Here is a 23,992-nt window from a genome sequence, read left to right as displayed (position 1 = left end):
CAGCTCTCCATCAGTCAAGGATTGAAAATCGAAGAACGAGTGAGGAAACACGAGAAAACATTAATTTATAGTGGGAGGAAAGAACATAAATAAGACGGGCTATCCCACAAATCATCTTTAATGATAGGGGATAACCCGTCTTGTTGAATCTACTCGCTGTCGTTTATGATGCGCTGCTGACGACGATCAGCTACTTCACTGCGCCGGATCGCTTCCAAATCCTGAGCATCTGCCTGCTCTGCCGAGAACTCAACATCCTCATTTTTGGCAGATTGCGCACGCTTGATTTTCTCGGTTTTGGTCAACACTTTATCAAACCGTTTGTTTTTGGACATCGGTTACAGCTCCTTCCAAACTTTTTACAGCATTCCACCCGCCTGTTCCACGATGGACATCGCCTGGTGATGAATAGATTCATCCACCACAGCGGTCAACAAAATATCGCGGCCTGTCGGTCCACCCTGTCCTCCATCGCTCATTCCGCTGGCAGACGGATCGGCCGCAGCCAGTATCGCCGGGGTTGCATCCGTAAAGTCCACTCCCTGTGTTAGTGAGGACAAGCTGCTAATCTGTCCCGAAAATACAGGTAATCCAGCGTTGCCCGTGGACTGTCGCGGATATCGGCTAAATCGGTCTATCGACACATCCGCTGCCCGGAGAGCTTCCAGTTTTTTAGCCGCTCCTTGCGCTTCCTCGGGGCTTTTGAAATACGCCAAAATATTTTTTTCACCCATCCCCAAAAACTCCCTGTGTGGTATTTAGCGCAACTCCTGTTCAAGAACATAGACAGTTGCGCTTTGCTATATCCTGCTCATTGGCACGGATTTATATTCCCCACGAAAGCGGAACGGAACAGACAGCACCGAGTTTAGTAGGCTGAAACGGTTGGAAGTAGTTTGTGAAGACTATAACTTTTGCGGGTGCAGAACGGCGACAGGAGCTTTACCTGCCTTGGCTACCCCCGTCTCCCATGCAGCGCGAACGACAGCATCCCGGACCTTAGAGACTACCTGCGGATTAAACACATTGGGTATGATATAAGTTTCACTTAGCTCTTCAGGACTGATCGCATCGGCAATAGCAAGTCCGGCAGCCAGCTTCATTTCCTCATTAATCGTCGTAGCATGGCAATCCAGTGCGCCCCGGAAAATTCCCGGGAAGCACAGCACATTATTAATCTGATTAGGAAAATCAGAGCGGCCTGTAGCCAGAACGCGTACATAAGGCGCTGCTAAAGCTGGATCAATCTCCGGTTTCGGGTTCGCCATGGCGAAGACAATAGGATCAAGGGCCATACTCTGAATATCCTCCACACTCAGTAAATCCGGGCCTGACACACCGATGAACACATCTGCTCCCACAATCACCTCGGATAAACTACCACTCAGATTATGAGGATTGGTCATGTTCGCGTACTCCGTCCAATGCGGGTTGCTGTATTCCACGCCACGATGAATGGCTCCCTGACGATCAACGCCAATCAGATTACGCACACCCGCCTTGAGCAGCATACGTGAGCAGGCCATACCGGCCGCTCCGATGCCTGCAAATACCACTTTGACATCCTCCATTTTTTTGCCGCATACCTTCAGTGCATTGACCAACCCCGCTAACACGACGACTGCCGTACCATGCTGATCATCATGAAATACCGGAATGTCCAGCTCCTCTTTCAGTCGTCTCTCGATCTCAAAGCAGCGTGGTGAAGAAATGTCCTCCAGATTAATACCGCCAAAAGTCGGAGCGATCATTTTGACAATTTGAACAATCTCATCAGGATCCTTCGTATTGAGACAGATTGGAAATGCGTCTACATCTGCAAATTGTTTGAACAGTACCGCCTTACCCTCCATCACAGGCATGGCCGCCTCCGGTCCGATATCTCCCAATCCTAGCACCGCTGTTCCGTCAGATACGACCGCCACTGTATTTTTTTTGATCGTTAATTGATAGGCTTTGGCTGGATCATTCGCAATTTCCATACAGATTTCAGCTACGCCGGGAGTGTAAATCTTGGATAGCTCCTCCATGCTTGCAATCGGCTGCTTCGGTTGGGTCTCCATTTTACCGCCCTCATGTAATTGTCTGATCTCTTCTGTCAAGCTACTCATGCTTCTCTCCATCCTTTCATGTCTGTATATTTTTTCTGTACATTTGTTATAGATATCAGGCTTTTGTATAGACTCATCAGCTCCATAAATTGAGTAACAAGGTTGCTAAAATGACTGTGGCTGCCCCGCCAATGCGTGTTGCTATTTGCGCAAAAGGCATTAGCTCCATACGATTCGATGCAGACAGGATCGCTACATCCCCCGTACCGCCCAATCCGCCACGACAACTGGTCACCAACGCAGCTTCCACCGGGTACATGTGAATCCATTTTCCTGTGAAGTATCCAGCAACAATCAATGCAACCACAACGGATGCGCAGGTTATGGCATAAGGAATCGTAAGAATTCCAATCACACTATCCAAAGGCACATACAAAATACCCAATCCCACCATCAACGGCCATGTCAAGCTTGCCGCAATACATTTGTACAAATGAAAAGCTCCCTGCTCTATCTGGGCCGGCATCGCTTGAATACACTTCATTAAGGCCGCAGCCAGAATCATCAGAATCGGGCCAGGAATATGAAGATACGGCTCCAGCAGTTTACCTACAATAAAGAAAGTACAGGCTAGCAGCAGCCCCCCACCCATCAATGGAAACGAGACAGGTTGTTCCAGACTCACCGAAGATAACTTTTCCCCTTTTTTATCAAGTTTCAACAACTTCCCGTTACCCGAAGTATGAGGATTTTTCTCCGCCATTTTTTTCAAAATACCCGCGCCTATGATGGCAACAATATTGCCAATGATGGCAGCCGGGATAAACTGGGATACGAATATCGCTGAATCCTTGCCCAGCACTAATCCATACGAAATGGACAATGGCAGAATGCCTTCTCCGATCCCGCCGGAGATAATCGGGATGATGATGTAAAAAAACGTATGATATGCGCTGTAGCCAAAAGCCATACCCACCACCATACCTACTGCTACTGCTGCAATGGAGCCTATTATAATGGGGGCGAAAATTTTGACAATTCCGTTCATCAGCATCTTCCGATCCATACCCAGAATACTTCCGGTGACCAGACAAGCGATATAAAAATAAAGAAAATTCGAGGTTTTCATCAGCGTGTGTACAGCACCCATCGCAGATGGAGGAAACATGTTCCAAAATACCATCAACGATGGAACCATGAGTGACAGAATGGCTGGACCACCAATATGCTTGAGCAGCGGAAGTTTCGCCCCCAGATCACTGAGCAATATGCCTAAAATCATAATGACAGCAAATCCGCCCAGCAGATCGTTCGGAAGTCTCTGTGTAATCGCAGCTGCGTATACAATCAACGCAATTACGACGTAAAGCGGAAGCGGAATAACCCCCACTTTTATCCTGCCCAGCATCCTGATGCCGTCTGCAGGATTTTTACGCCATTTTTGCCACTTTTGAATGACCGGCTGGTTTGTAGCATTTTCCATAAAGCTCCCTCCTTGTAGTGAAGAATGATGACCATGCTTCCATTCTACACTTTGGAAAACGCTTTATTTGGTTTTTAAACTAATCATTCACTTTTGTAATTAAAGTAATCAAAAAGAGGGCTTAAATATAACCGCTCATAATTCCCTCCGCCTGCGGTAAAATTCGATACTGATAAACAGGTCGTCCAATGGTGCCGTATATGGTTTCCATGGCAAGTGCCTCAATTTCCGTCAAAAAAGCAAGATACTTGCGCATAGATACTCTGGATATCCCTGCACTCTCCGCAATATCCTCGGTGGAAAATAACATCGCTTCATGCTGCCGAATACAGTTCCATATCATGGCCAGCGTGGATTTGGTTACTCCTTTGGGTAGCCGGGCCAGCTCTTTGGTCGAGCTTTTATGATAAAGCAGCCGATCCAACTCCTCCTGCGAAAGCAAGCTACGCTCACGCACGATACTAACGTGCTCCCGATAACCCGTGAGCGCCTCCAGAAAACGGTTAAAGTGAAACGGCTTAATCAAATAATCCACCGCGCCGAAATTCATCGCTTTTTTGATACTGTTCATATCGCTTGCAGCCGAAATCACGATGACATCCACATTCACTCCTGTCTCACGAATAAAAGTCAGCAAATCAAGTCCATTGCTTTCCTGCATATACACATCCAGCAAAATCAGATCAATCGCTTGTTCTTCCAGAAATTCCTTGGCATCTTCCACGGAAGCAGCCCAGCCTCCACATAAAAAGCCCTCTACCTGCTCCGTATATTTGCGGTTAAACTCGGCAACCATCGGATCATCTTCTACAATTAAGACATTAATCATGTTCATCATTCCCCATTATGGTGTATGGAATCTTAATCTGAAAACAGCACCCTTGCTCAGCCGGAATCAGCTTTATGGTTCCTTTTAATCTTTTCACACTTTGCGTTACCAGATAAAGCCCCATTCCCCGTGACTCTCCCTTGGTCGAAAATCCCTTTTCAAATATCGCCTCTACGAGAGGTTCCGGTACACCAGGTCCGTTATCACTTATTACACATGCCAGACTGCCGTTCTTCTGATTTTCCTCATAATAAAGCGTCAAGGTAATCTGCTTGTGCTCCAAAGATTCCATTGCTTCCACGGCATTATCAAACAGATTCCCTAGTATGGTTATCAGTTCATGAATCGTTTGAGTTCGACCGGTTTCAGGCAAATAGCTGCCCGGAGTCAATTCGAAGCTCACACCAACCTCTCTGGCCCGGCTTAATTTCCCCAAAACAAAGCCCGCCATCACTGGGTCCCTAATCTGCCGGGTAATCGAGCCAATCTCCACTTGATGATGCTCAACGGCATCCAAGATGTAATGCTCCAGTTTATCGTACATTCGTAAATGTACCATCCCCATAATGACATGCAGCTTGTTCATAAATTCGTGAGCCTGTGCACGCAGCGCCTCCGTATACAGGGAGACTCCTGTCAAACGTTCGGCAAGCTGGTTTACCTCCGTTTTATCCCGAAAAGTTACAATTGCTCCCACAATTCCCCCTTTGACCCGTATCGGAACACTGGTGGTGAGCAAGGTTATTCCCCCCAGCTCCATGTCCTCATCCATTCGTGGAGTGCCTGCCGCCAAAACCTCTTGTAATCGAAAAGCGGACAAATAAGCGGTAATCTCCTGCCCTGAAGACGAGATATCCTCAATTCCCGCTTGCCTGAGCAGACGAATCGCTTCCGCATTCATTAACATAACACGTCCGGATTCATCCACCGCAATGACGCCTTCCTTAATGGACTGCAGCATAGCGTTGCGTTCCTCCAGCAAGCGTGCGATTTCCGGTGGCTCCAGACCAAAAAGCATATTTTTGATTTTACGGGCCAGCACAACAGCCCCTCCGGCACCAATTAACATTCCGACGCCAATGGCGATAGCAATAAGGCGGTAATTGCCTCCCTGGGCCCTCAGTACATCTTGCATGGATATACCGACGACAATCGCTCCCAGCTGCTTCCCCGTCGAGCTGAATACGGGAGAAAAAGCGCGCATGGACAGGCCCAATGTTCCCTTTGCAACAGATACACTCTCATGACCATGAAGTGCAGTGTATTCATCTCCACCAGCAAAGGCTTTGCCGATCATCCTGGGATCCGGGTGTGTTTTGCGAATGCCCTTCATGTCCATAACTACGATAAACTGAACATGATTAGCAGATGAAACCTTCTGCACATACTTCTGCATGGAGGAAGACGAATCAGACTGCTGCAAATGCTCAATAATAAGCGGCGTATGGGAAAGTGTACGTGCGATGGACATCGCTTTTTCCTCCAGTCCCATTTCGGTTTCATGCTCAACTCTCTCGGCAAATAACAAAGTTACAGGCAGGAGCACCAGTGCCATAACCAGACAAACCAGCAGCGTAATCAGCCCTCTGAGCTTGAATAGCGGTTTACCCCGACGCAGCTTAGGCTGTGACTTTTTGATAGAACTCACCCTTTCATGCATCATGTTTAAAGCTAAATAGTCCATATGCTTATACAAAAATGGTTATGTATGTGTTTACGTGAATTTGCATAGTTATAATCTTATACAGCTTCCTTCCACTCTTTCGTATAATAAAAAAAAGGGAACTACTCCGCAATGGCGGAACAGTTCCCTCCGATTCATGGTTGATGCTCCGCGAGTCTACCCTGGCTTAGTCGCCTCGGAAGGCGCGCTTCACACGGTCAAAAAAGGATTGCTCATTCTCATGTGTCTGCTCACCGCTAAGCGAAGAGAACTGACGCAGCAATTCCTTCTGTTCCTCACTCAGCTTGCTAGGCGTTACCACAACCACCTTAATGTGCTGGTCACCCTGACCTACGCCACGAAGTTTTGGTACACCCTTGCCTTTAAGACGGAAGTATGTTCCTGTTTGTGTACCAGCTGGAACTTTCAGCTTCACTTTCTCGGTCAGCGTCGGAATTTCGACTTCATCTCCCAACGCTGCCTGCGAAAACGTCAGCGGAATTTCACAGTAAATGTCGTCTCCCTCACGCTCAAAGAAGTCATGCGACTTCACACGGAAAACGACATACAGATCACCTGCCGGTCCTCCGTTGACACCGCCTTCGCCTTCACCATTGATACGCATTTGCGCGCCGTCATCCACACCCGCCGGAATGCGGATATGAATTTTACGCTGCTTGCGCACACGACCAGAACCGCTACAAGTGGTGCATTTTTCTTTGATGATTTTACCGGAGCCGCCGCAGTTGGAGCAGGCCCGACGATTAACCATCCGGCCAAATGGTGTATTCTGCACCACTTCTTCTTGTCCGCTACCGTGGCAGACGGAACAGGTTTGTGGTTGAGTACCCTTTTTGGCTCCCGTACCATGACACGTATCACACGTTTCCGTGCGCTCAATGTTAATGTCGGTTTCCTTGCCGAATACGGCTTCCTTGAATTCGATCGTCATTGTATATTGGAGATCATTACCACGCTGCGGTGCATTCGGGTCACGTCGACCATTGCCGCCACCGCCAAAAAACATATCAAAAATATCGCCAAATCCGCCACCAAAGTCGGCTCCACCGCCGAAGCCGCCTCCCATGCCCTGATTCGGGTCTACATGACCGTATTGATCGTATCTTGCCCGCTTCTGACCATCACTGAGAACGTCATAGGCCTCTTTCACTTCTTTAAATTTGGTTTCCGCGTCCGCAGCCTTGTTCACGTCCGGATGATACTGACGCGCCAGCTTACGGTATGCCTTTTTAACATCTTCATCCGAAGCGCCCTTCGCGACGCCCAGCACCTCATAATAATCGCGCTTATCAGCCAATGTTCCACCCCCATGCCTACAACGTGTCTGCACTACATATAAAAGGAAAGCCAAAGGCACGGGATGACCCGGCTTTGACCTTCCCATCATTTCAAGGCAGTACAACCCGTAATATGCTTATTTATTCTGAAAATAACTGTTGCCCATAGGCTAATCGTTATTTATCAAGGCAGCTACGCTGCTTCTTTTCATTCAGTATATTATAACGCACCGGTGTACCGTAATGCTACTACCACTACCCGATCCGTAGCTTAGTCTTTCTTCTTGTCTTCGTCAACAACTTCATAGTCCGCGTCAACCACATTATCGCGGCCTTTGCTGTCTGCTGCGCCGTCTTGAGCTTGTTGAGCCTGTGCTTCTTGAGCAGCTTGCTCATACAGCTTCACGGACAACTGCTGAACGATCTCAGTCAGCTCTTCAGTAGCTTTTTTGATGTCTTCCAGGTTGTCAGTTTCCAGCGTTTTTTGCAGATTTTCTTTAGCTGCGTTCGCTTTTTCAACTTCGCCTGCATCCGCTTTTTCGCCCAGATCCTTGATCGTTTTGTCTACGGAGTAAATCAGTTGGTCCGCAGAGTTTTTCGCTTCTACCAGATCTTTGCGTTTTTTATCTTCTTCCGCATGCAACTCAGCGTCTTTCATCATACGTTCTACTTCCTCGTCGCTCAAGCCGCTGGAGGATGTGATCGTAATTTTTTGGCTCTTGCCTGTACCTTTATCTGTAGCGGATACGTTCACGATACCGTTGGCATCCAGATCAAAGGTAACTTCGATTTGCGGTACACCACGTGGTGCTGGAGGAATATCTCCCAGTTGGAAACGGCCCAGCGTTTTGTTGCCTGCTGCCATTTCACGTTCACCTTGCAATACGTGGATTTCCACGCTAGGCTGGTTGTCGGCATACGTCGAGAACACCTGAGATTTGCTCGTAGGGATCGTAGTGTTACGCTCGATCATTTTAGTGAATACGCCACCTGCGGTTTCAATACCGAGGGACAGTGGAGTTACGTCGAGGAGAACGACGTCTTTCACATCACCTGTCAGTACGCCTGCTTGAACTGCGGCACCCAAAGCTACCACTTCATCAGGGTTTACACCTTTATGAGGCTCTTTGCCTGTCAGTTTCTTAATGGCTTCCTGTACAGCCGGAATACGTGTGGAACCGCCGACCAGAACAATTTTGTCGATGTCGCTGGCACTCATGCCTGAATCTTTCATCGCTTGACGAGTAGGTCCCAAAGTACGTTCTACCAGACCTTCAGACAATTCCTCAAATTTCGCACGAGTCAGGTTCAACTCCAAATGCTGTGGAACGCCGTCAGCTACCGTAATGAACGGCAGGGAAATCGTCGTTGTCAGTACGCCGGACAGCTCTTTTTTCGCTTTTTCCGCTGCATCTTTCAAACGTTGTACAGCTGCTTTATCTTTGCTCAGGTCGATGCCTTGATCCTTTTTGAACTCCGTTACGAGGTAATCAATAATCACTTGGTCGAAGTCATCGCCGCCCAGCTTGTTGTCGCCGCTTGTCGCTTTAACTTCGAAGAAACCGTCGCCCAGTTCCAGAATGGATACGTCGAATGTACCGCCACCCAGGTCATAAACAAGGATTGTTTGGTCTTCGGATTTTTCCATACCGTATGCCAGTGCAGCTGCTGTTGGCTCGTTAACGATACGCAGCACTTCCAGACCCGCGATTTTACCTGCATCCTTGGTTGCTTGACGTTGGCTGTCATTGAAGTAAGCTGGAACCGTGATAACGGCTTGAGTTACCGTTTGGCCCAGGTAAGCTTCAGCATCGGATTTCAGCTTTTGCAAAATCATAGCGGAAATTTCCTGTGCAGAATATTCCTTGCCGTCGATGCTTTCTTTATGATTTGTACCCATGTGACGCTTGATGGACATAATTGTACGATCCGGGTTCGTGATTGCTTGGCGTTTTGCTGTTTCACCTACAGTACGTTCTCCATCTTTTTTGAAACCAACAACCGAAGGGGTTGTGCGCGCGCCTTCTGGATTTGGAATTACAACGGCTTCGCCGCCCTCCATAACAGCCACACAAGAGTTGGTTGTACCTAAGTCAATACCGATTACTTTACTCATCAGACAATTCCTCCTTCTGTATATGCGAGGCCCTCAGGCCAAAATAGTTAAAGCAAACGATCTATTGCTAATGTATATTAAAAAGCTACATGCTCACTTTTACCATAGCCGGACGAAGCACCTTGTCCTTCAGCATGTATCCTTTTTGCACCTCTTCAACGACGATGCCTTCCTCATGCTCTTCGCTTTCCACCTGCATAATCGCCTGATGGAAATCAGGGTTAAACGGTTGGCCCACCGCATTCATGGCCGTCACTCCCTCAGCCTGAAGCACGCTCTCAAACTGACGGAAGATCATCTCCACACCTTTGGTGAATGACTCAGCCTCCGCTCCTTGCGGTGCTGTTGCCAGCGCACGCTCGAAGTTATCCAGAACAGGCACCAATTCGGTAACCAGTTTCATGGATGCATATTTGGCAAGGTCCTCTTTCTCTTTTAGCGTACGACGGCGAAAGTTATCAAAGTCTGCCTGTGCACGTAAAAACCGCTGTTGATTCTCTTCTGCCTCCACGCGAAGCTTAGCCAGCTCTGTATCACCCTCCTGGGCTTCCAGTGCTGCCGCTTCGTTCACCGGCTCTTCCTGCTGGTTCGTCTCAGTGGCTTCCTCTGTGCTTACATTTTGTTGTTTTTCTTCTTGGAACGCTTGTTCTTCCTTCAAAATGTTTCACCTCCTTCAAGTCATAACTACCCTTACATTCATATTTGTACATTCAAACTTGTTTGCTGCACTTCATTTCAAATTGCCGTTACTTTGCAAAAACACGCAGCAATGCACCCGCGCAGGATACATGCCGTATCCCGGCGCGGACATGTAGTACCGCAACATGCGCAGTCTTATTCTATTTAAACCGCTGCGTAAGCATTGCGGTCAAATCCTTAGACAGGATACCCAAAATATTAATAACTCTCGCATATTCCATCCGTGTCGGACCCAGTATACCTATTGTGCCCAACGCTTCGCCATCTACCGCATACGTCGCGGTAATCAGACTGCAATTGGCAAATGCTTCATGATCATTTTCTGTGCCGATACGGACTTGAATTTCAGGTGCCCCGGCGACAGGCGTCATCAGCTTGAGCAGCGTCGGTGTTTCCTCCAGCAGATCGAGAATATGTTTGACCTTTTCAACGTCCTTAAATTCAGGCTGGTTTAGCATGTTCGTCGCACCGCTCAAATACAAGCGCTGATCCGATTCATTATCCAGTGCTTTATCCAGCACCTTCATAGCGTCCTCAAAATGAGACACATGCTTCTCCATCTCCTGACCAAGCGCAGTGTAAAGACGTGATTTAAGCTGATAAATCGGTACGCCGACCAGTTTACTGTTCAGCAAATTCACAACCTTCTCCATCTCGGAAATCGAAATTCCCGGCGGAATATCCACTGTCTTGTTTTCCACTTGACCGGTATTGGTCACGATAATCGCTACAGCCGTCGTTTCGTTGAGCGGCAATAGCTGAAAATGACGCAATGAAGTATGAAAAACCTCCGGCCCAAGCAGGATGGAAGTATAATTGGTCATATGGGACAAAATACCAGATGCATGCTGGATTACTTGTTCCATTGCATTCAGCTTTTCGGCGTAAAAGGCTTTTAGTTCCCGCGTTTCCATAGGCTTCAGCGTATCCAGTGGTACCAAATGATCCACATAATAGCGGTAGCCTTTATGAGACGGGATGCGTCCCGCAGAAGTATGGGGTTGCTCCAGATAGCCCTGTTCCTCCAAATCCGACATTTCGTTACGGATCGTGGCGGGGCTGAATCCGACATCCTGCCTTTTGGATATGCTGCGGGAACCCACTGGCTCAGCCGAACGAATGTAGTCATCAATAATCGCATTCAGAATGAGTCTCTGACGTTCGGTTAACAAGCGAATCCCCCCTTTTGTTTATCCATAATAGCATGATTGTTCAATGGAATCATTAGCACTCGTTCACGATGAGTGCTAACCGATAATACAAAAATACCAAACCGACCGGATCATTGTCAAGTCAGATCAGTATTTTCAATTACATAAGCTGAACTTTAAAGTTTCTTATTGTGCCACTGCGCAGTCGGATGGTGCTTCCCATCGCCACCGCCCCCGGATTTCTTGAATAAAGCTTATAAGGGTAGAAATCCGGGGACAAAAGCGACCGCTTCGCTTGTACAGCACCATTCCGCCTACTCCGTTTTATGTTCATTTTTCGAATTCAACTTATAAAGCTTTAAAATATATCAATTCAAAAGTAATTATCAATATTACTTGCGTTGAAATAGCCCAATTTCAATTTACTAACTATTTGGTCTTCCGTTAAATTATTTACAATAATTTCTCTTTCGAGATTCTCCAGCCAAGCAATTTTCATGCGTTTCATAAAAATAGTCAACAAAAATTGAAGTAGTATTACAATAATGACCATAACTAAACCATCAAAAATTTGTTTCCACAATATATTATTAAAATTGTAATTTGTACAAATATAACTTGTTAGCAATAAAGTCATTATGAGTTTAAGCAAATCACTAAATAAAAGCCTGATAATAATTATCAAGAGCTTTTCATGAAGCTTTTGGGCTTCAATTCTTTTTTCAGAATTCACATCGGTAGATGAATGCTCTTCAAATTCCCCTTTCCTATGCGGATCAATTATAAGCTTGCAAGTAGGTACTGTTTCAAATAAATACCGTATACAATATAGAATAAAATATAGAATAAAATATAGAATAAACAAAAAATTTTTCGAGTGAAATAGAAAATATGCATTTGATCCTAAAAATGATATAAGCATAATTAGCTGATATCTCCACAAAATTTTTAATCCTTTTATATCAATTGAACTGGTTGGGGAACCATACTTCTTTATTTTTCCTTGCCTATAATAACTGTTAAAAAGTCGAAAAGCGTAATTGCTGTATTACCGAATAGTACATACCCAATTAAAACAGTCTTCCAATTTTTTTGAATAGCTGCGATATCTGGATATATCCAATAAGCAAGGCCCATAACTGCCAAAAGCAAAGTCCAATTAGTAATACCACTTGAAATAATTTTTTGCCGCTCTCTTTCCTGTAGTCTGTTAACATAATCAAGCCAGTCTTTTTGTAATTTCATTCTTTCCATTGATGTTAGGCCCTTCACTTAAAATTAGCACAAAAATAAACCTTACCTTTTTGACTTCAACGATTGCACCTGTACTGAGACGAATCGCTGAATCACTATCCGTGGCACAAAAACGAACTGACCTGATATGCTCAGGTCAGTTCAGCATTTTCAACACCGCAATTTCATCACAATTGTTTTGTTTACTACAGTTAATGCAATCAGTCCATACCTTTTCAGGGAAAATCTCTTTGTTTACCACATCAAACCCGTTTTTTATAAAAAAGGAGACCTCGTAAGTCAAAGCCATAATCTTAGGGATACGCTGCCGCCGTGCTTCTATAATAAGGCCCTCTACGAGCTTGGAGCCGATGCCCATACCTTTATGTCCTTCAGAAATACCAAGTGAGCGAATCTCTACCAAATCATCACCCAGTTTGCATAAAGAACCACAACCGACGACTTCGCCGTCCACTTCTGCCACAATAAACAGCTCCAGTTGGCGCATAAGCACTTCCCTTGAACGTGGCAGCATTATTCCTCGCTCTGCATAGCCGCTAATCATTTGATATAAAGGCTCCACATCCTCAGGAACCGCACTTCTGCACAATACATCTTTACACACTGAAGCCATCTTGCTCTCCTCCTGCCGCTTGCCGCATATAATGAATAAATATACAACATTACGCATAGAATCGCAATACTCCATTTACCCTGCCATGACAGAATTGTGTTATAAAATGAATGTCCCCGATTATGGTCTGCAAACGTACCGTTTTGAAGCTACGACTTATGAATTTACTGTAATGGAACCGATGAACTCCGCAAATACATCATTCCCGAACAAAATACCACGTTCGCTCAAACGATAACCGTCCTCGACCGGCTCGATCAATCCAGCATTCAGCATTTTTCCGAGAGGGGCCGTAAATGTATCCTCCAGTGACTGACCGAATTGAGACTCAAAGCGGGACTTCGAGACACCTTCCAGCATTCTCAAACCGACCATGAGAAAATCCTCCATCGCTTCAGCCGCCGGCACCTCAAAGCTATCCAAACGCGGCAGTCCGTTACGGGTAGCCTCCACATAAGGATTAATGCCCTTAATGTTCATATGACGCTCTCTGCCAACATATCCGTGCGCCCCTGCGCCGAGACCATAATAGTCCTCATTACGCCAGTAGGTCATATTGTGCTTGCTCCCCAAACCTGGTTTCGCGAAATTGCTGATCTCGTACTGCTCATAGCCCGCCTCTTTCATGCGACGCATCAGGAGCAAATACATTTCCAGTTCGTCGTCCTCATGTGGAAGCGGAAGCTGATTTTTCTGGTACAGCGTGTGGAATAGCGTATTTTCTTCGACCTTCAAGCTGTAGATGGAGTAATGAGGAAGTCCCAACTCTAGCGCCCGGCTGACACTTTCATGCAGCATTTCTACGGTCTGATTCGGTAAACCAAACATCAGGTCAATCGACAGATTGTCCAATCCGACCTTGCGTGCATTTTCCAAACTACGATAAACGTCATCTGTATTATGAATTCGACCAATACCCGTAAGCAATTCGTTTTGAAAAGCCTGTACGCCAAAGCTCAGCCGATTTACACCGCCTTCTTTCATCACGGTGAGTTTTTCAAAATCAGTTGTGCCCGGATTGGCTTCCATGGAAAACTCAATATCTTCCGACCAGTTTGGGAAGTAGGTACGAACGCTTTTCAGGAAATATTCCATTTCCTTCGGATTCAGCGTTGTTGGTGTACCGCCCCCAACAAAAATAGTTTTAATCTCACCCGGCGGGTGAAGGCGAACCGTATGCTCCATTTCCCGTTCCAGTGCATACAGGTATTCCATAACAGGCTGATCCTTGAGCACGTAAGAGTTAAAGTCACAGTAAAAGCATTTGTTCGTGCAAAAAGGTATATGCAGATAAACCGCTTGAGGCGCGGATGAATATTCATGTTTGTGTATGGATGCGGTCATACCGATCCTCCTTGTCAGTGTTGAGGTGAGGTGAAAAAAGGGCGGTTGAGGTAGGAAGGTCGCTCCGTGTATGGATCGTTCTTCCGATCGCTGCTGCCCACCGTCAATTGGCCATTTTTTATGGTTAGGTGTTGCAGTAAAAGAAAAATATCTCTAAAGTTACCCTTGCCATATGCTTGGGTAGGCTGGGTTGGAGTAGATAAGGCTCTCCGTCTTGAATAGCTTGCTCAAATAAAGAACGTCCATTCTCCATGCACGGCAAAGGCCACATGAAAGAATGGACGAATACCGCTTGGGAACAAGCGGACCGTAGTATCTTGCGGTGCATCACAGAGTATGTACCTAAGTTACTACGGGATCATGCTGTTGGTACTTATTCGTATTCAATTCGTACACACAATTGTGATGTACTAAATTGAATACGGTGCTCTTTGTTTCAAGCAGCTTTACTCATCTATTTTCAGTACCGCCATAAATGCTTCCTGTGGTACTTCTACGTTACCCACTTGCTTCATGCGCTTCTTGCCCTCTTTTTGCTTTTCAAGCAGCTTCCGTTTACGGGAAATATCGCCACCGTAGCATTTGGCCAGGACGTTTTTACGCATAGCCTTAACGGTTTCACGCGCTACAACCTTCGTTCCGACAGATGCCTGGATTGGCACCTCGAACATTTGGCGTGGGATCAGCTCGCGCAGCTTCTCACAAATGATACGTCCGCGATGGTAAGCGCGATCTCTGTGGACGATGAACGATAACGCATCAACCTGTTCGCCGTTTAACATAATATCCATTTTCACCAAATTAGACTGGCGATAGCCTGAAATTTCGTAATCGAAGGAGGCGTAGCCCTTGGTGCTGGATTTAAGCTGGTCAAAGAAATCGTACACGATTTCGGACAGTGGAATCTGGTACGTAATAGTTACCCGTGTCGTATCCAGATACTCCATGGTCACATACTCACCGCGCTTGGTCTGGCAAAGCTCCATAACCGTACCTACGTAATCATTAGGCACGATAATGCCTGCTCTTACGTACGGCTCCTCCACATGATCAATTCGTCCGATTTCCGGGTAATTTGACGGGTTATCGATCTGGATCGTTTCGCCATTCGTCAGCTTAATGCGGTAAATAACGCTCGGCGCCGTCGTAATCAGCGGGATGTTAAATTCGCGTTCAATCCGTTCCTGAATAACGTCCATATGAAGCAAACCGAGGAAACCACAACGGAATCCGAAGCCCAACGCGCTTGATGTTTCCGGCTCAAAGCTGAGCGAAGCATCGTTCAGTTGCAGCTTTTCGAGCGCCTCACGCAGATCGTTATACTCGGATGTTTCGATCGGATACAGCCCGCAATATACCATCGGATTAATTTTCCGATAGCCCGGCATCGGTTCTGTTATTGGATTTTTGGCATCCGTCACCGTATCCCCGACACGCGTATCGCCCACATGCTTGATACCGGCAACGATAAAACCAACATCACCGATGTTCAGCTCGTCCACGATGCTCATACGTGGCATGAAGGCTCCTACCTCGATAACCTCAAACGTTTTATCGGTCGCCATCATTTTAATTTTAGAACCAGCCTTGATGCTGCCATCCACGACGCGGACATAGACGATAACGCCTTTATATGGATCATAATGCGAATCGAAAATAAGCGCCTTCAGCGGATTATTCGGATTCCCTTGCGGAGCAGGAACGCTTCTGACCACTTGTTCCAAAATTTCCTTGATACCGATTCCAGCTTTGGCCGATGCGTGTACAGTCTCGCTCGTATCCAGGCCGATAACATCCTCGATTTCCTGCTTCACCCGTTCAGGATCGGCACTTGGCAAATCAATTTTGTTAAGCACCGGCAGAATCTCCAGATTGTTGTCCAACGCCAAATATACGTTAGCCAATGTCTGTGCTTCAATACCCTGTGCCGCGTCTACAACCAGCAGGGCGCCTTCGCAGGCCGCCAAGCTTCGGGAAACCTCATAGGTAAAATCGACGTGTCCCGGTGTATCAATCAGATTCAAAATGTACTCTTCGCCGTCATCGGCCTTATAAGTGAGTCGCACTGCCTGGAGCTTGATTGTAATCCCGCGCTCCCGTTCCAGATCCATCTGATCAAGCACTTGCTCCTGCATTTCACGGGATGTGAGTGCACCGGTATATTCCAAAATCCGGTCAGCCAGCGTGGATTTACCGTGGTCTATATGTGCAATGATACTAAAGTTCCGAATTTTACGTTGTCTTGCCAAAATGTCAGTCATGCCTTACCCCCACACAATGCCTAGTGTCAATCAGCTTATTATAGCAGTTGTATAGGGGGTCAGCAATATTTCTATTCCGTTACTCCGTCAAAAACAGACACAACCCAGCGAATCCCCTGTCTTGACAGGTTTTGCAGCAGCCCGGCCGTTTTGTCCGCCATGGTATCCACCGAGGTTTGTTCTGCCTTGACAGCCAATAGTTCACGCGGTGTCTCCTGGCCCTGCAAATTGGCATCCTGTGCTGTCGAATACCACTGGGGAGTTTCTCCTGTGGCTTGGATCTCACCTCGTTCTTGTAGATTAGCTTTGTAAGTAGCCGCTCCCGTTCCGGAGTCCATTACGACATTCCCATTTCCGTTATATGTGCGGGTATACGCACGAGCATCGGCTGCGGGTGTGTCTTCAATAACCGTCTGCTCATATCCGACAACGTTCTGCTGTACTTTGCTCTGAACCGAGTCCCCGGCCCATTCAGGACCATATACAGAACGCAGTCCGGAGCCTGCCAGTTGCATGCCGAGCAGGACCCCCGCCCCCATCAGAATTACAAATCCAAGCGCTTTTTTACGAAAATGTCCAGACATTGCACTTCCTCCTTTCCACCGCCTCAATTAATTGCCACCGTTGCTCTTTTTCGTATCGGATACGTTAGTACCCGCTTTCTGTGCTTTCTGATCCTCCCAGTACACCTCACCGATCATATCCGCCAGAACGTCAGAGGTACGTTTCAGTTCCTCTTCGGTATTATCAATCCCACCAATTTCGATCAAAATGCTATGAGAAGATAAGCTCTGATTGTACTCACCGTTGTTGCCTTTACCGCCATCCTTCCCCCATATCCCACGGGAAACGCCGTGATACGACTTTTCCAGCTTCTCATGAATACGAGCGGCGAAAGCTTCATTTTTGCGCCAGTTTTTGTTGTCATGGCCGATAATAAAATACACCTTGGCATAAGAAAGTCCGTTTATCGTTGCTGTCGTTTTGCCGTGACGTTGAGAATCTCTGTGGATATCAAGCAGATAGGTTAAGCTTTTATTTCCAGCCAAAGCTTCCTTGACCGTTTCACGCGAATATTTATAGGAATAATTCCAATTGTAATTTTGAACGGTTTTGGCATAGTCCTTGTTCTCATGCAAAGTAGATATCCCTTGCTTCTCCAATCTCTTTTTTACAAAATCCCCTACTCTCGACACATTGGCTGATTTAGAGCCAGAATTGGGATTGGAGCTGGTTTTACTGAGCAAAGGGTTATATGCCTCTCTCGGATGAGAATGGTAGATTAATATACGTTTGGCACCTTTGACTGCTGTATCACTCGGATCATCCTCTTGCGCAGGGTCCGCTTCTGGCGTTGTCGGAAGATCTGTCGTTGTAGAGCCATTGTTCGGTGGATTGGTAGAAGCATCCGGGCCGCCGGGAGCATCCGTCGTTCCCTGATCAGGCTGATAATCAATAGGTGCCTCCACCTTGTTGTTCCCTGAGCCCTTGCGCAACAAAACAGGCGTACCCGCAGACATCCCAGGTATTTCGCGAGCTATGAGACTTTTGGGGTCCTGTGGATTAGTACCTGTGAGCATTTGGAAAACAAAAGGCGACCATTGTTCACCCGACAACGAAGATTGTTGCTTCTTCTGTGCCAAATGAGGTACTTCCATGCCGAGCATATCCGCAAAAAAACCGCTGGAAACCGAGCCTGCAAATCCTTTCATCGAAGACACCGGAGACGTTTGCAAACGATTTTCCGCCAGTCCTCCCAGCCCCAATACAACAAATAAAAGCGCCGAGCCCATAATAAGCAGCACAAGCGTATGTCCCATAGCCAAAATTTCAAGGCCCTTTCTTCTCCATCTTCCGACGTTCCAGGTTTGAATTTTTTTCATGTGGGTCTTGTCCTCCTTCGTCCCGTCGAAGCCCGCCTTATGTTCAGAACCCTATAGGTTCAGTTAGCAGCGGAAATCTCTTATACTTCAACTCTATGAACGGAGAACAATTACTAGAACACAAAAAAATCTCTATCCACAGGTAAATCCCACCCCTTATTGCAAGAGATAGGATGCCTGCTAGATAGAGAATTTTGTGTATGAAATATGCTTTTACTACCCCTGATTAATGTGTATAAGCGGCGACGTTGCCAGGATCGACGGCTTCATGCAGGGCAGCGTTCAATCCGGTTGCAATGATATTCGCAATATCTTCGATAAATTCGTCAATCTCCTTAGGTGTCACAATCAGATCATGTCCCAGCGGCTGAAGCACCTCTCTCACCAGTCCAAGTCTCTCAGGCTCGGAAATATCATCCAGCATCCCTAGTATTGCTTTCGTAGGAGCCTTTTCCTTGGCAAAATGTGTTTTCATCAGCTCAATTACATTATTTACGATGGTCGAAGCGTAGCATACCGTTGGAACGCCGATGGCAATGCACGGAACACCCATAATATCCTTGGTGATGCCGCGCCGCTTGTTACCAATACCTGAGCCCGGATGAATCCCGATATCTGCCACCTGGATGGTCGTATTGACGCGCTCCAGTGAACGTGATGCCAGAGCGTCAATAGCAATAATCAGCTCCGGCTTTGTGCGATCAACGATACCCTGAACAATTTCGCTCGACTCGATTCCCGTAATGCCAAGAACCCCCGGTGCAATCGCGCTCACATCCCGATAACCCGGATTGATTTGATCAGGCGTCAGTTCAAAAAATTGACGAGTCACCATCAAATTTTCAACGACAAGCGGACCTAGTGAATCGGGAGTGACATTCCAGTTGCCCAGACCTACCACAAGTACGCGTGCCTTACTGGAGATCCCTATTTTTTGTATAAATTGCTCCATCTCCTTAGCGAATGCGATGGCTACCCGTTGCTGGAGCCCGGTGTCACCTTTACGTAAACCGGGCACTTCTAGCGTCACGTAATGCCCCTGAACCCGTCCAATACGGTTAGCACCCTCTTCATTCAGTACATCCAGACGCGTAATTTTAATACCGTTATCTTCCTCCACATCCTCGTTGATGCCCGCCAGCAGCATTGGCTGATTGCGTTCCGCCAACTCTCTTGCCTCCAGCGCCAAATCCGTACGTACCGCATACTTCTGCAAATCCAAATCCATCATTTACGCCTCCTTTTATACCATCTCAAGTTATAGTGTGCGAGACACCCGGCAGGTTTATGCACATCCATTTTCATCCTGTAATCTACCCCAGCCCGGAATGTTTTCTTATTGCAATTTGAGGTGTGGCGTGCTAAAATATTTTAAGTTGTGAAACGTTTGTGTTCATAAGTAATGCCTTTACAGGAGGTGAATGTAATGCCAAACATCAAATCCGCTATCAAACGCGTTAAAACAAACGACAAACGCCGTGCGTTGAACGCTTCTCAAAAATCCGCGCTTCGTACAGCAGTAAAAGCTGCCGATACAGCGTTGGTGAATAACGAAGCTGAAAATGCTACTGCTGCTTTCAAAGTAGCTTCCCAAAAGCTGGATAAGGCTGTAACTAAAGGTCTGATCCACAAAAATGCAGCTGCTCGCAAGAAATCCCGCTTGGCGAAAAAACTTAACGCTCTTACAGCTCAAGCGTAAGCAAGAGCTACTTTTATACGTTAATGAAAAAATCCTGACCAGCCTTGGCTGATCAGGATTTTTTAGTTCACCACGATTGGATTCTGCAATGTTAACTCTCACTTAAAATAAACCGATCGGCAAACGGGCCGGGTTAGACCGAAGCTCCCGCGCCCATTTTCAGCAAAAACATCTCCAGCCCCAGCACCTTGTCGACAACTCCGGTTTTCATGCGGTAATCCAGCTCGCCTAAGTCGTAGAGAAGCTGTCGCAACTGCTCAGGACGGAATCTCCGCGCCTGCTCACCGGCAACTTTCACCCCATATGGATGCAAACTAAGCTGACTTGCAATTTGCTGCTGGGAATAGCTTTGACCCATCAGCTCCTTGACCTGCAACATAATACGGAACTGTCGCGTGATCAAAGCTGCAATCTTGATCGGTTCCTCTTTTTGCTTAAGCAGCTCATAAAAAATACTGAGTGCCTTATCCAGCCGCAAATTAGCCAAATCCTCGACCATCGCAAACACATTTTGTTCCGTACTGCGAGGCACAAGCGATTCAATATCTGCAGTAGAGATGGTACCCTGTGCTCCCGCATACAGGCACAGCTTGTCTATCTCGGCAGCCAGTGATTGCAGCCCGGTCCCCGTATATTGAATGAGACTTTCAGCAGCTCCCGCCGCCAATTGGACTTCTCTTTCCGCTGCACGCTTATGAATCCATGCCACCAGATCATCTCCACCCAACGGAGTGAAGGCAATAACCGAGGCGTCACTTTTCAGCCTTTTAACAATCTTTTTCCGTTCATCAAGCTTTTCAGCCTGAACCGTAAAAATGATAATGCTATAGTCAGCCGGGTTATCCATATAAGTCAGCAGCGCTTCAATGTGGTGCTCAATCTTACCGCCGTCCTTGCCTGCCGCAAATACACTGGTGTCCCGTACAATAATCAGCTTTTTTGGCACCAAAAAAGGCGCAGTCTCGGCTTCCTCCACGACTACCTCAATCGGCGTCTCGGTCAGATCGTAGGGAATAATGGCAAAGTCACGATGCTCCTCTTCCACCACTTTTTCCTTAAGCATATCGACAAACTGCTTCATTTGATATTTTTCGCTGCCGTAGAGCAAATACACTGGCGAAATATCGCCTTTGCGAATAGCCTTAGCGGCTGTTTTTGCATCCATTCTCCGTACCCCCCATCCATTGATCGTACCCGACATCTGGTCGGAAGGCAAGTCATTATACAAACGAAAGGACCCTGCCTATAGGCAAGATCCCTTCACCACCATCTATATCAACACGGCAGCAGAAAGCTCTAGAAACTTTCGGCCGTCGGGATACGACGTCGGTTCATACAATCTATTCTCTGCTTTTAAAAATGTGCCATCTTCATAGCAACTATTTTCCAAAGGTACGCGGAATGGTATACGTATATTTACTTGCTGTACCATCCTGCTCAGTCTCATACATGAAGGTTTGGCTGTCTTCTGACCAGCTTCCTTTGACCCAGGCACCCTTCAAAGTACGCACTTCCAGCGTTGTCCGGTCTACACCGTTGTCGGAAAGCTTATACACTTTCAGCTTTTTGCCCTCAATGACCACCGCATAGCTGCCATCAGGTGAATTAAGCTGATCTGTAGACGTCGACTGGGCGCTAAAGGTGGAGGCATTATTGCTGTCCGGAGAGATTATTGAATTAGATGAGAAACCTTCATTGCGTACCGGGTTTTGCGACCCGGAGGGTTGCTGATCATTTGAAGCTGTATTGCTGCTCATATCTCCCGTCGTAGTCCCCGAATCCTTTGTAACCCCTTTGGAGGTCGTGTCTTTCGACGTTTCATTTGAAGCAATCCGATTCTGTAATATCATATCCTGACTGACAGACAATGACGAATCATTAGTAGCCGTGCTGTTGTCATTACTGTCTTGAGCAGTACCCGTACCCGCTATAGGTGCTTTTTCTAATTTTGGTTCTCCCTGCTGTTCAGGGGCAATCGTTTGTTGTTCGGATTTTCCCTGCTTTGACTGTTTATCATCGGACTTAGGAGTATCCGCAGCAGAACTTTGCCCGGCAGAGTTTTCTTTTGTCGCCTGACGATCCGTGTTTGGCTGTCCCTGCTGGCGATCCTGACGGGAAGGATGCCCTGCTGGCGTATGCTTCATTGAGCCTTTTTCACCAGCTCGCTGATCGTCACGTTGTGCAGCATCCTGTTTGGAAGGGTTCTTTTCATCATCCGCACTGTTCACATCCAGTTTGCTTGGATCAGATTGCTCCCCTGTGGATGGCTGAGATGCGTCCGTTCCCTGATCCTGCTCTGACGGCTGCTTGGTCGAATCCGATCCAATAGCTGCATCGCGGCCTCCGCTTCCATTCACCGTACCTGGAATTTCTGTCTGTTTCTGCTGACTCATCACTCCAGGCGACTGGGAATCAAGCAAGCCTTCCGCATCCTGCACCGTTTTCGGTTCAAAATTGAATACCACAATGCCCAGTACAACAGCAGCGGCAGCCACGCCTATCGCAGCTCGCCCGCTCATCCGATTCCACCAAGGTATAGGCTGAGTACGCTGTCTCGGTCCCGGTCCAGGATCAGCAGCTACAGGCTGCATCTCCTGAAGCGCGCTTCCCTGCTCCTCACGTGCGCGGTCAATGGCATCAAGCTGAGGCATGATGGAATCCACCAGGCTGAACGCCGGGGAAACCGCAGGCAATTCCTCCAGCTCGCGGGAAAGCATCTGAAGAATATGAAATTTTTCCGCACAGTCCGGGCAAGTCGCAACATGGTTCATTAATTGGGACGTCTCTTCTTCGCCCAGCTCATGATCCACATAACGCTGCATCCAATCCATCACCTCTTCCCCACACTTCATCCTGATACACCACCTTTCTGATATTCCTGAAGTAGCCCTTGCAATTGCTGTCTTGCACGATACAAGTATGACTTGACCGTATTTAGCGGCAAATCCAGAGAGTCGGCAATCTCGTTATAAGAGAAATCCTGCAGATATCTCAATACGATCACCGTCCGGTGGTGCTCTGGAAGCTGCTGTATAGCCTCACGAACATCCTGTGCCAGGTAAGAGGTCAACACCTCGGCCTCCACATTTTGGGGATCGTTGAATATCATGTCGTGCTCATCAATGGATACCGAGGGCTTCGTCCTCCTGAATTTGTCGATACATATGTTCGTTACAATGCGTTGAACCCAGGTTTTGAACTGCGCCTTTTCCTCATAAGAGTTAATTTTGGAATAAATCCGTATGAGGGCTTCTTGTGAAGCATCCATGGCGTCCTGTTCATTGTTTAAAATGTAATATGCCGTACGGTACACATGCTGTTCTATCTCTCTTAATAGGGTAATGAGAGCGTCGCGATCGCCCGATTGAGCGGCTCGAATGAGTCCCTGCTCTACCACAAAGGATCCCCCTCTCCCTGCAATATTACAGACGTTTCCCCTTTGCAAATTGTTGCAGGATAGACGTCTGACGATAGTTTTATTTTTTTAGTGAAAAAAATGTTACCAAAAAGCCCAAATTCCCCATTGTAGCCTTCCTTAGAATAACAGAAAAAGGGAAGGTAGTCACCTTCCCAGATTGTCGAGAAACCCCGTCTTTTTGAGACGCGGGTTCTTTTTCTTTACATAATAATGGTCTGGTATCTGGAAAA

Annotated in this window: 22 protein-coding genes; 1 reads left to right on the top strand and 21 read right to left on the bottom strand. The window is 47.0% G+C overall.

The genetic code is table 11. The features are described from left to right. Nucleotides 1-149: 149 nt before the first annotated feature. The 18 genes from E0698_RS24835 to gpr all read right to left on the bottom strand — a co-directional run bounded on the left by E0698_RS24835 (nucleotide 150) and on the right by gpr (nucleotide 19,873). Nucleotides 150-335, bottom strand: a complete 186-nt coding sequence (locus E0698_RS24835) for a YfhD family protein (protein WP_134913423.1) — start codon at nucleotides 333-335, stop codon at nucleotides 150-152. Nucleotides 336-359: 24 nt separating this feature from the next. Further along, entirely contained in the window at nucleotides 360-734 is a 375-nt protein-coding gene (locus tag E0698_RS24830; protein WP_192513250.1) for a hypothetical protein, read from the bottom strand. A 171-nt stretch (nucleotides 735-905) separates the two neighbouring features. Beyond that, nucleotides 906-2,111 carry an NAD(P)-dependent malic enzyme gene (locus E0698_RS24825; RefSeq protein WP_192513249.1) on the bottom strand — a complete coding sequence of 402 codons (1,206 nt, stop codon included), beginning with the start codon at nucleotides 2,109-2,111 and terminating at the stop codon, nucleotides 906-908. A gap of 76 nt (nucleotides 2,112-2,187) precedes the next feature. Beyond that, nucleotides 2,188-3,534, bottom strand: coding sequence for a 2-hydroxycarboxylate transporter family protein (locus E0698_RS24820; protein WP_192513248.1), 1,347 nt, complete (start codon nucleotides 3,532-3,534; stop codon nucleotides 2,188-2,190). A 121-nt stretch (nucleotides 3,535-3,655) separates the two neighbouring features. Next, nucleotides 3,656-4,363 carry a two-component system response regulator DcuR gene (gene dcuR / locus E0698_RS24815; RefSeq protein ID WP_192513247.1) on the bottom strand — a complete coding sequence of 236 codons (708 nt, stop codon included), beginning with the start codon at nucleotides 4,361-4,363 and terminating at the stop codon, nucleotides 3,656-3,658. Beyond that, nucleotides 4,356-6,011, bottom strand: coding sequence for a DcuS/MalK family sensor histidine kinase (gene dcuS / locus E0698_RS24810; protein ID WP_192513246.1), 1,656 nt, complete (start codon nucleotides 6,009-6,011; stop codon nucleotides 4,356-4,358). The genes dcuR and dcuS overlap by 8 nt, the downstream gene beginning before the upstream one ends. 202 nt (nucleotides 6,012-6,213) lie before the next feature. Beyond that, on the bottom strand, nucleotides 6,214-7,344 hold the full coding sequence (dnaJ, locus tag E0698_RS24805) for a molecular chaperone DnaJ (RefSeq protein ID WP_014282519.1): 1,131 nt from the start codon (nucleotides 7,342-7,344) through the stop codon (nucleotides 6,214-6,216). A 251-nt stretch (nucleotides 7,345-7,595) separates the two neighbouring features. After that, the gene (dnaK, locus tag E0698_RS24800; RefSeq protein WP_044645109.1) at nucleotides 7,596-9,440 is read right to left on the bottom strand and encodes a molecular chaperone DnaK; all 1,845 of its coding nucleotides are present in this window, start codon (nucleotides 9,438-9,440) and stop codon (nucleotides 7,596-7,598) included. 85 nt (nucleotides 9,441-9,525) lie between these two features. Next, a complete protein-coding gene (grpE, locus tag E0698_RS24795) occupies nucleotides 9,526-10,098 on the bottom strand; it encodes a nucleotide exchange factor GrpE (RefSeq protein ID WP_044645110.1) in 573 nt (190 codons plus the stop codon). Between the two features lie 181 nt (nucleotides 10,099-10,279). Further along, complete coding sequence (gene hrcA, locus E0698_RS24790) at nucleotides 10,280-11,311, bottom strand: heat-inducible transcriptional repressor HrcA (RefSeq protein ID WP_044645111.1); 1,032 nt, start codon at nucleotides 11,309-11,311, stop codon at nucleotides 10,280-10,282. A gap of 352 nt (nucleotides 11,312-11,663) precedes the next feature. Next, entirely contained in the window at nucleotides 11,664-12,023 is a 360-nt protein-coding gene (locus E0698_RS24785; protein WP_192513245.1) for a hypothetical protein, read from the bottom strand. Between the two features lie 260 nt (nucleotides 12,024-12,283). Further along, nucleotides 12,284-12,544: a hypothetical protein gene (locus tag E0698_RS24780; protein WP_192513244.1), complete on the bottom strand. Its 261-nt coding sequence runs from the start codon at nucleotides 12,542-12,544 to the stop codon at nucleotides 12,284-12,286. Nucleotides 12,545-12,680: 136 nt separating this feature from the next. Then, on the bottom strand, nucleotides 12,681-13,157 hold the full coding sequence (locus E0698_RS24775) for an N-acetyltransferase (RefSeq protein ID WP_014282525.1): 477 nt from the start codon (nucleotides 13,155-13,157) through the stop codon (nucleotides 12,681-12,683). A gap of 156 nt (nucleotides 13,158-13,313) precedes the next feature. Continuing rightward, on the bottom strand, nucleotides 13,314-14,501 hold the full coding sequence (gene hemW, locus E0698_RS24770) for a radical SAM family heme chaperone HemW (RefSeq protein ID WP_134913417.1): 1,188 nt from the start codon (nucleotides 14,499-14,501) through the stop codon (nucleotides 13,314-13,316). Nucleotides 14,502-14,947: 446 nt separating this feature from the next. Continuing rightward, entirely contained in the window at nucleotides 14,948-16,762 is a 1,815-nt protein-coding gene (gene lepA / locus E0698_RS24765; RefSeq protein ID WP_192513243.1) for a translation elongation factor 4, read from the bottom strand. 71 nt (nucleotides 16,763-16,833) lie between these two features. After that, nucleotides 16,834-17,346 (bottom strand): hypothetical protein, encoded by a 513-nt coding sequence (locus E0698_RS24760; RefSeq protein ID WP_192513242.1) that lies wholly within the window; start codon nucleotides 17,344-17,346, stop codon nucleotides 16,834-16,836. 27 nt (nucleotides 17,347-17,373) lie between these two features. Then, nucleotides 17,374-18,645 carry a stage II sporulation protein P gene (locus tag E0698_RS24755; RefSeq protein ID WP_192513241.1) on the bottom strand — a complete coding sequence of 424 codons (1,272 nt, stop codon included), beginning with the start codon at nucleotides 18,643-18,645 and terminating at the stop codon, nucleotides 17,374-17,376. Between the two features lie 226 nt (nucleotides 18,646-18,871). Then, complete coding sequence (gene gpr / locus E0698_RS24750) at nucleotides 18,872-19,873, bottom strand: GPR endopeptidase (RefSeq protein WP_192513240.1); 1,002 nt, start codon at nucleotides 19,871-19,873, stop codon at nucleotides 18,872-18,874. A gap of 198 nt (nucleotides 19,874-20,071) precedes the next feature. Here gpr and rpsT point away from each other — a divergent pair, with 198 nt between their 5' ends. Then, nucleotides 20,072-20,344, top strand: coding sequence for a 30S ribosomal protein S20 (gene rpsT, locus E0698_RS24745; protein ID WP_044645117.1), 273 nt, complete (start codon nucleotides 20,072-20,074; stop codon nucleotides 20,342-20,344). A 133-nt stretch (nucleotides 20,345-20,477) separates the two neighbouring features. Here the strand turns inward: rpsT and holA are convergent, their stop codons facing one another. From holA to E0698_RS24730, 3 genes are all read right to left on the bottom strand, one after another. Continuing rightward, nucleotides 20,478-21,509, bottom strand: coding sequence for a DNA polymerase III subunit delta (gene holA, locus E0698_RS24740; RefSeq protein ID WP_134913416.1), 1,032 nt, complete (start codon nucleotides 21,507-21,509; stop codon nucleotides 20,478-20,480). Nucleotides 21,510-21,723: 214 nt separating this feature from the next. Next, complete coding sequence (locus tag E0698_RS24735; protein ID WP_192513239.1) at nucleotides 21,724-23,196, bottom strand: zf-HC2 domain-containing protein; 1,473 nt, start codon at nucleotides 23,194-23,196, stop codon at nucleotides 21,724-21,726. Then, nucleotides 23,193-23,741 carry an RNA polymerase sigma factor gene (locus tag E0698_RS24730; protein ID WP_014282534.1) on the bottom strand — a complete coding sequence of 183 codons (549 nt, stop codon included), beginning with the start codon at nucleotides 23,739-23,741 and terminating at the stop codon, nucleotides 23,193-23,195. Before E0698_RS24730 ends, E0698_RS24735 begins: the two co-directional genes overlap by 4 nt. Nucleotides 23,742-23,992 lie beyond the last annotated feature (251 nt).

Source organism: Paenibacillus sp. 23TSA30-6, assembly GCF_014858585.1.
Taxonomy (GTDB): Bacteria; Bacillota; Bacilli; order Paenibacillales; family Paenibacillaceae; genus Paenibacillus.
The sequence above is the reverse complement of the archived record's forward strand: the minus strand, read 5'-3'. Positions and strand labels throughout refer to the sequence as shown.

What these genes read in the sequence shown, in the direction of transcription:
- E0698_RS24835 (WP_134913423.1), bottom strand. Translation starts at nt 335, where the DNA reads ATGTCCAAAAACAAACGGTTTGATAAAGTGTTGACCAAAACCGAGAAA.
- E0698_RS24830 (WP_192513250.1), bottom strand. Translation starts at nt 734, where the DNA reads ATGGGTGAAAAAAATATTTTGGCGTATTTCAAAAGCCCCGAGGAAGCG.
- E0698_RS24825 (WP_192513249.1), bottom strand. Translation starts at nt 2,111, where the DNA reads ATGAGTAGCTTGACAGAAGAGATCAGACAATTACATGAGGGCGGTAAA.
- E0698_RS24820 (WP_192513248.1), bottom strand. Translation starts at nt 3,534, where the DNA reads ATGGAAAATGCTACAAACCAGCCGGTCATTCAAAAGTGGCAAAAATGG.
- dcuR (WP_192513247.1), bottom strand. Translation starts at nt 4,363, where the DNA reads ATGATTAATGTCTTAATTGTAGAAGATGATCCGATGGTTGCCGAGTTT.
- dnaK (WP_044645109.1), bottom strand. Translation starts at nt 9,440, where the DNA reads ATGAGTAAAGTAATCGGTATTGACTTAGGTACAACCAACTCTTGTGTG.
- E0698_RS24780 (WP_192513244.1), bottom strand. Translation starts at nt 12,544, where the DNA reads ATGGAAAGAATGAAATTACAAAAAGACTGGCTTGATTATGTTAACAGA.
- E0698_RS24775 (WP_014282525.1), bottom strand. Translation starts at nt 13,157, where the DNA reads ATGGCTTCAGTGTGTAAAGATGTATTGTGCAGAAGTGCGGTTCCTGAG.
- hemW (WP_134913417.1), bottom strand. Translation starts at nt 14,501, where the DNA reads ATGACCGCATCCATACACAAACATGAATATTCATCCGCGCCTCAAGCG.
- lepA (WP_192513243.1), bottom strand. Translation starts at nt 16,762, where the DNA reads ATGACTGACATTTTGGCAAGACAACGTAAAATTCGGAACTTTAGTATC.
- E0698_RS24760 (WP_192513242.1), bottom strand. Translation starts at nt 17,346, where the DNA reads ATGTCTGGACATTTTCGTAAAAAAGCGCTTGGATTTGTAATTCTGATG.
- E0698_RS24755 (WP_192513241.1), bottom strand. Translation starts at nt 18,645, where the DNA reads ATGAAAAAAATTCAAACCTGGAACGTCGGAAGATGGAGAAGAAAGGGC.
- gpr (WP_192513240.1), bottom strand. Translation starts at nt 19,873, where the DNA reads ATGGATTTGGATTTGCAGAAGTATGCGGTACGTACGGATTTGGCGCTG.
- rpsT (WP_044645117.1), top strand. Translation starts at nt 20,072, where the DNA reads ATGCCAAACATCAAATCCGCTATCAAACGCGTTAAAACAAACGACAAA.
- holA (WP_134913416.1), bottom strand. Translation starts at nt 21,509, where the DNA reads ATGGATGCAAAAACAGCCGCTAAGGCTATTCGCAAAGGCGATATTTCG.
- E0698_RS24735 (WP_192513239.1), bottom strand. Translation starts at nt 23,196, where the DNA reads ATGAAGTGTGGGGAAGAGGTGATGGATTGGATGCAGCGTTATGTGGAT.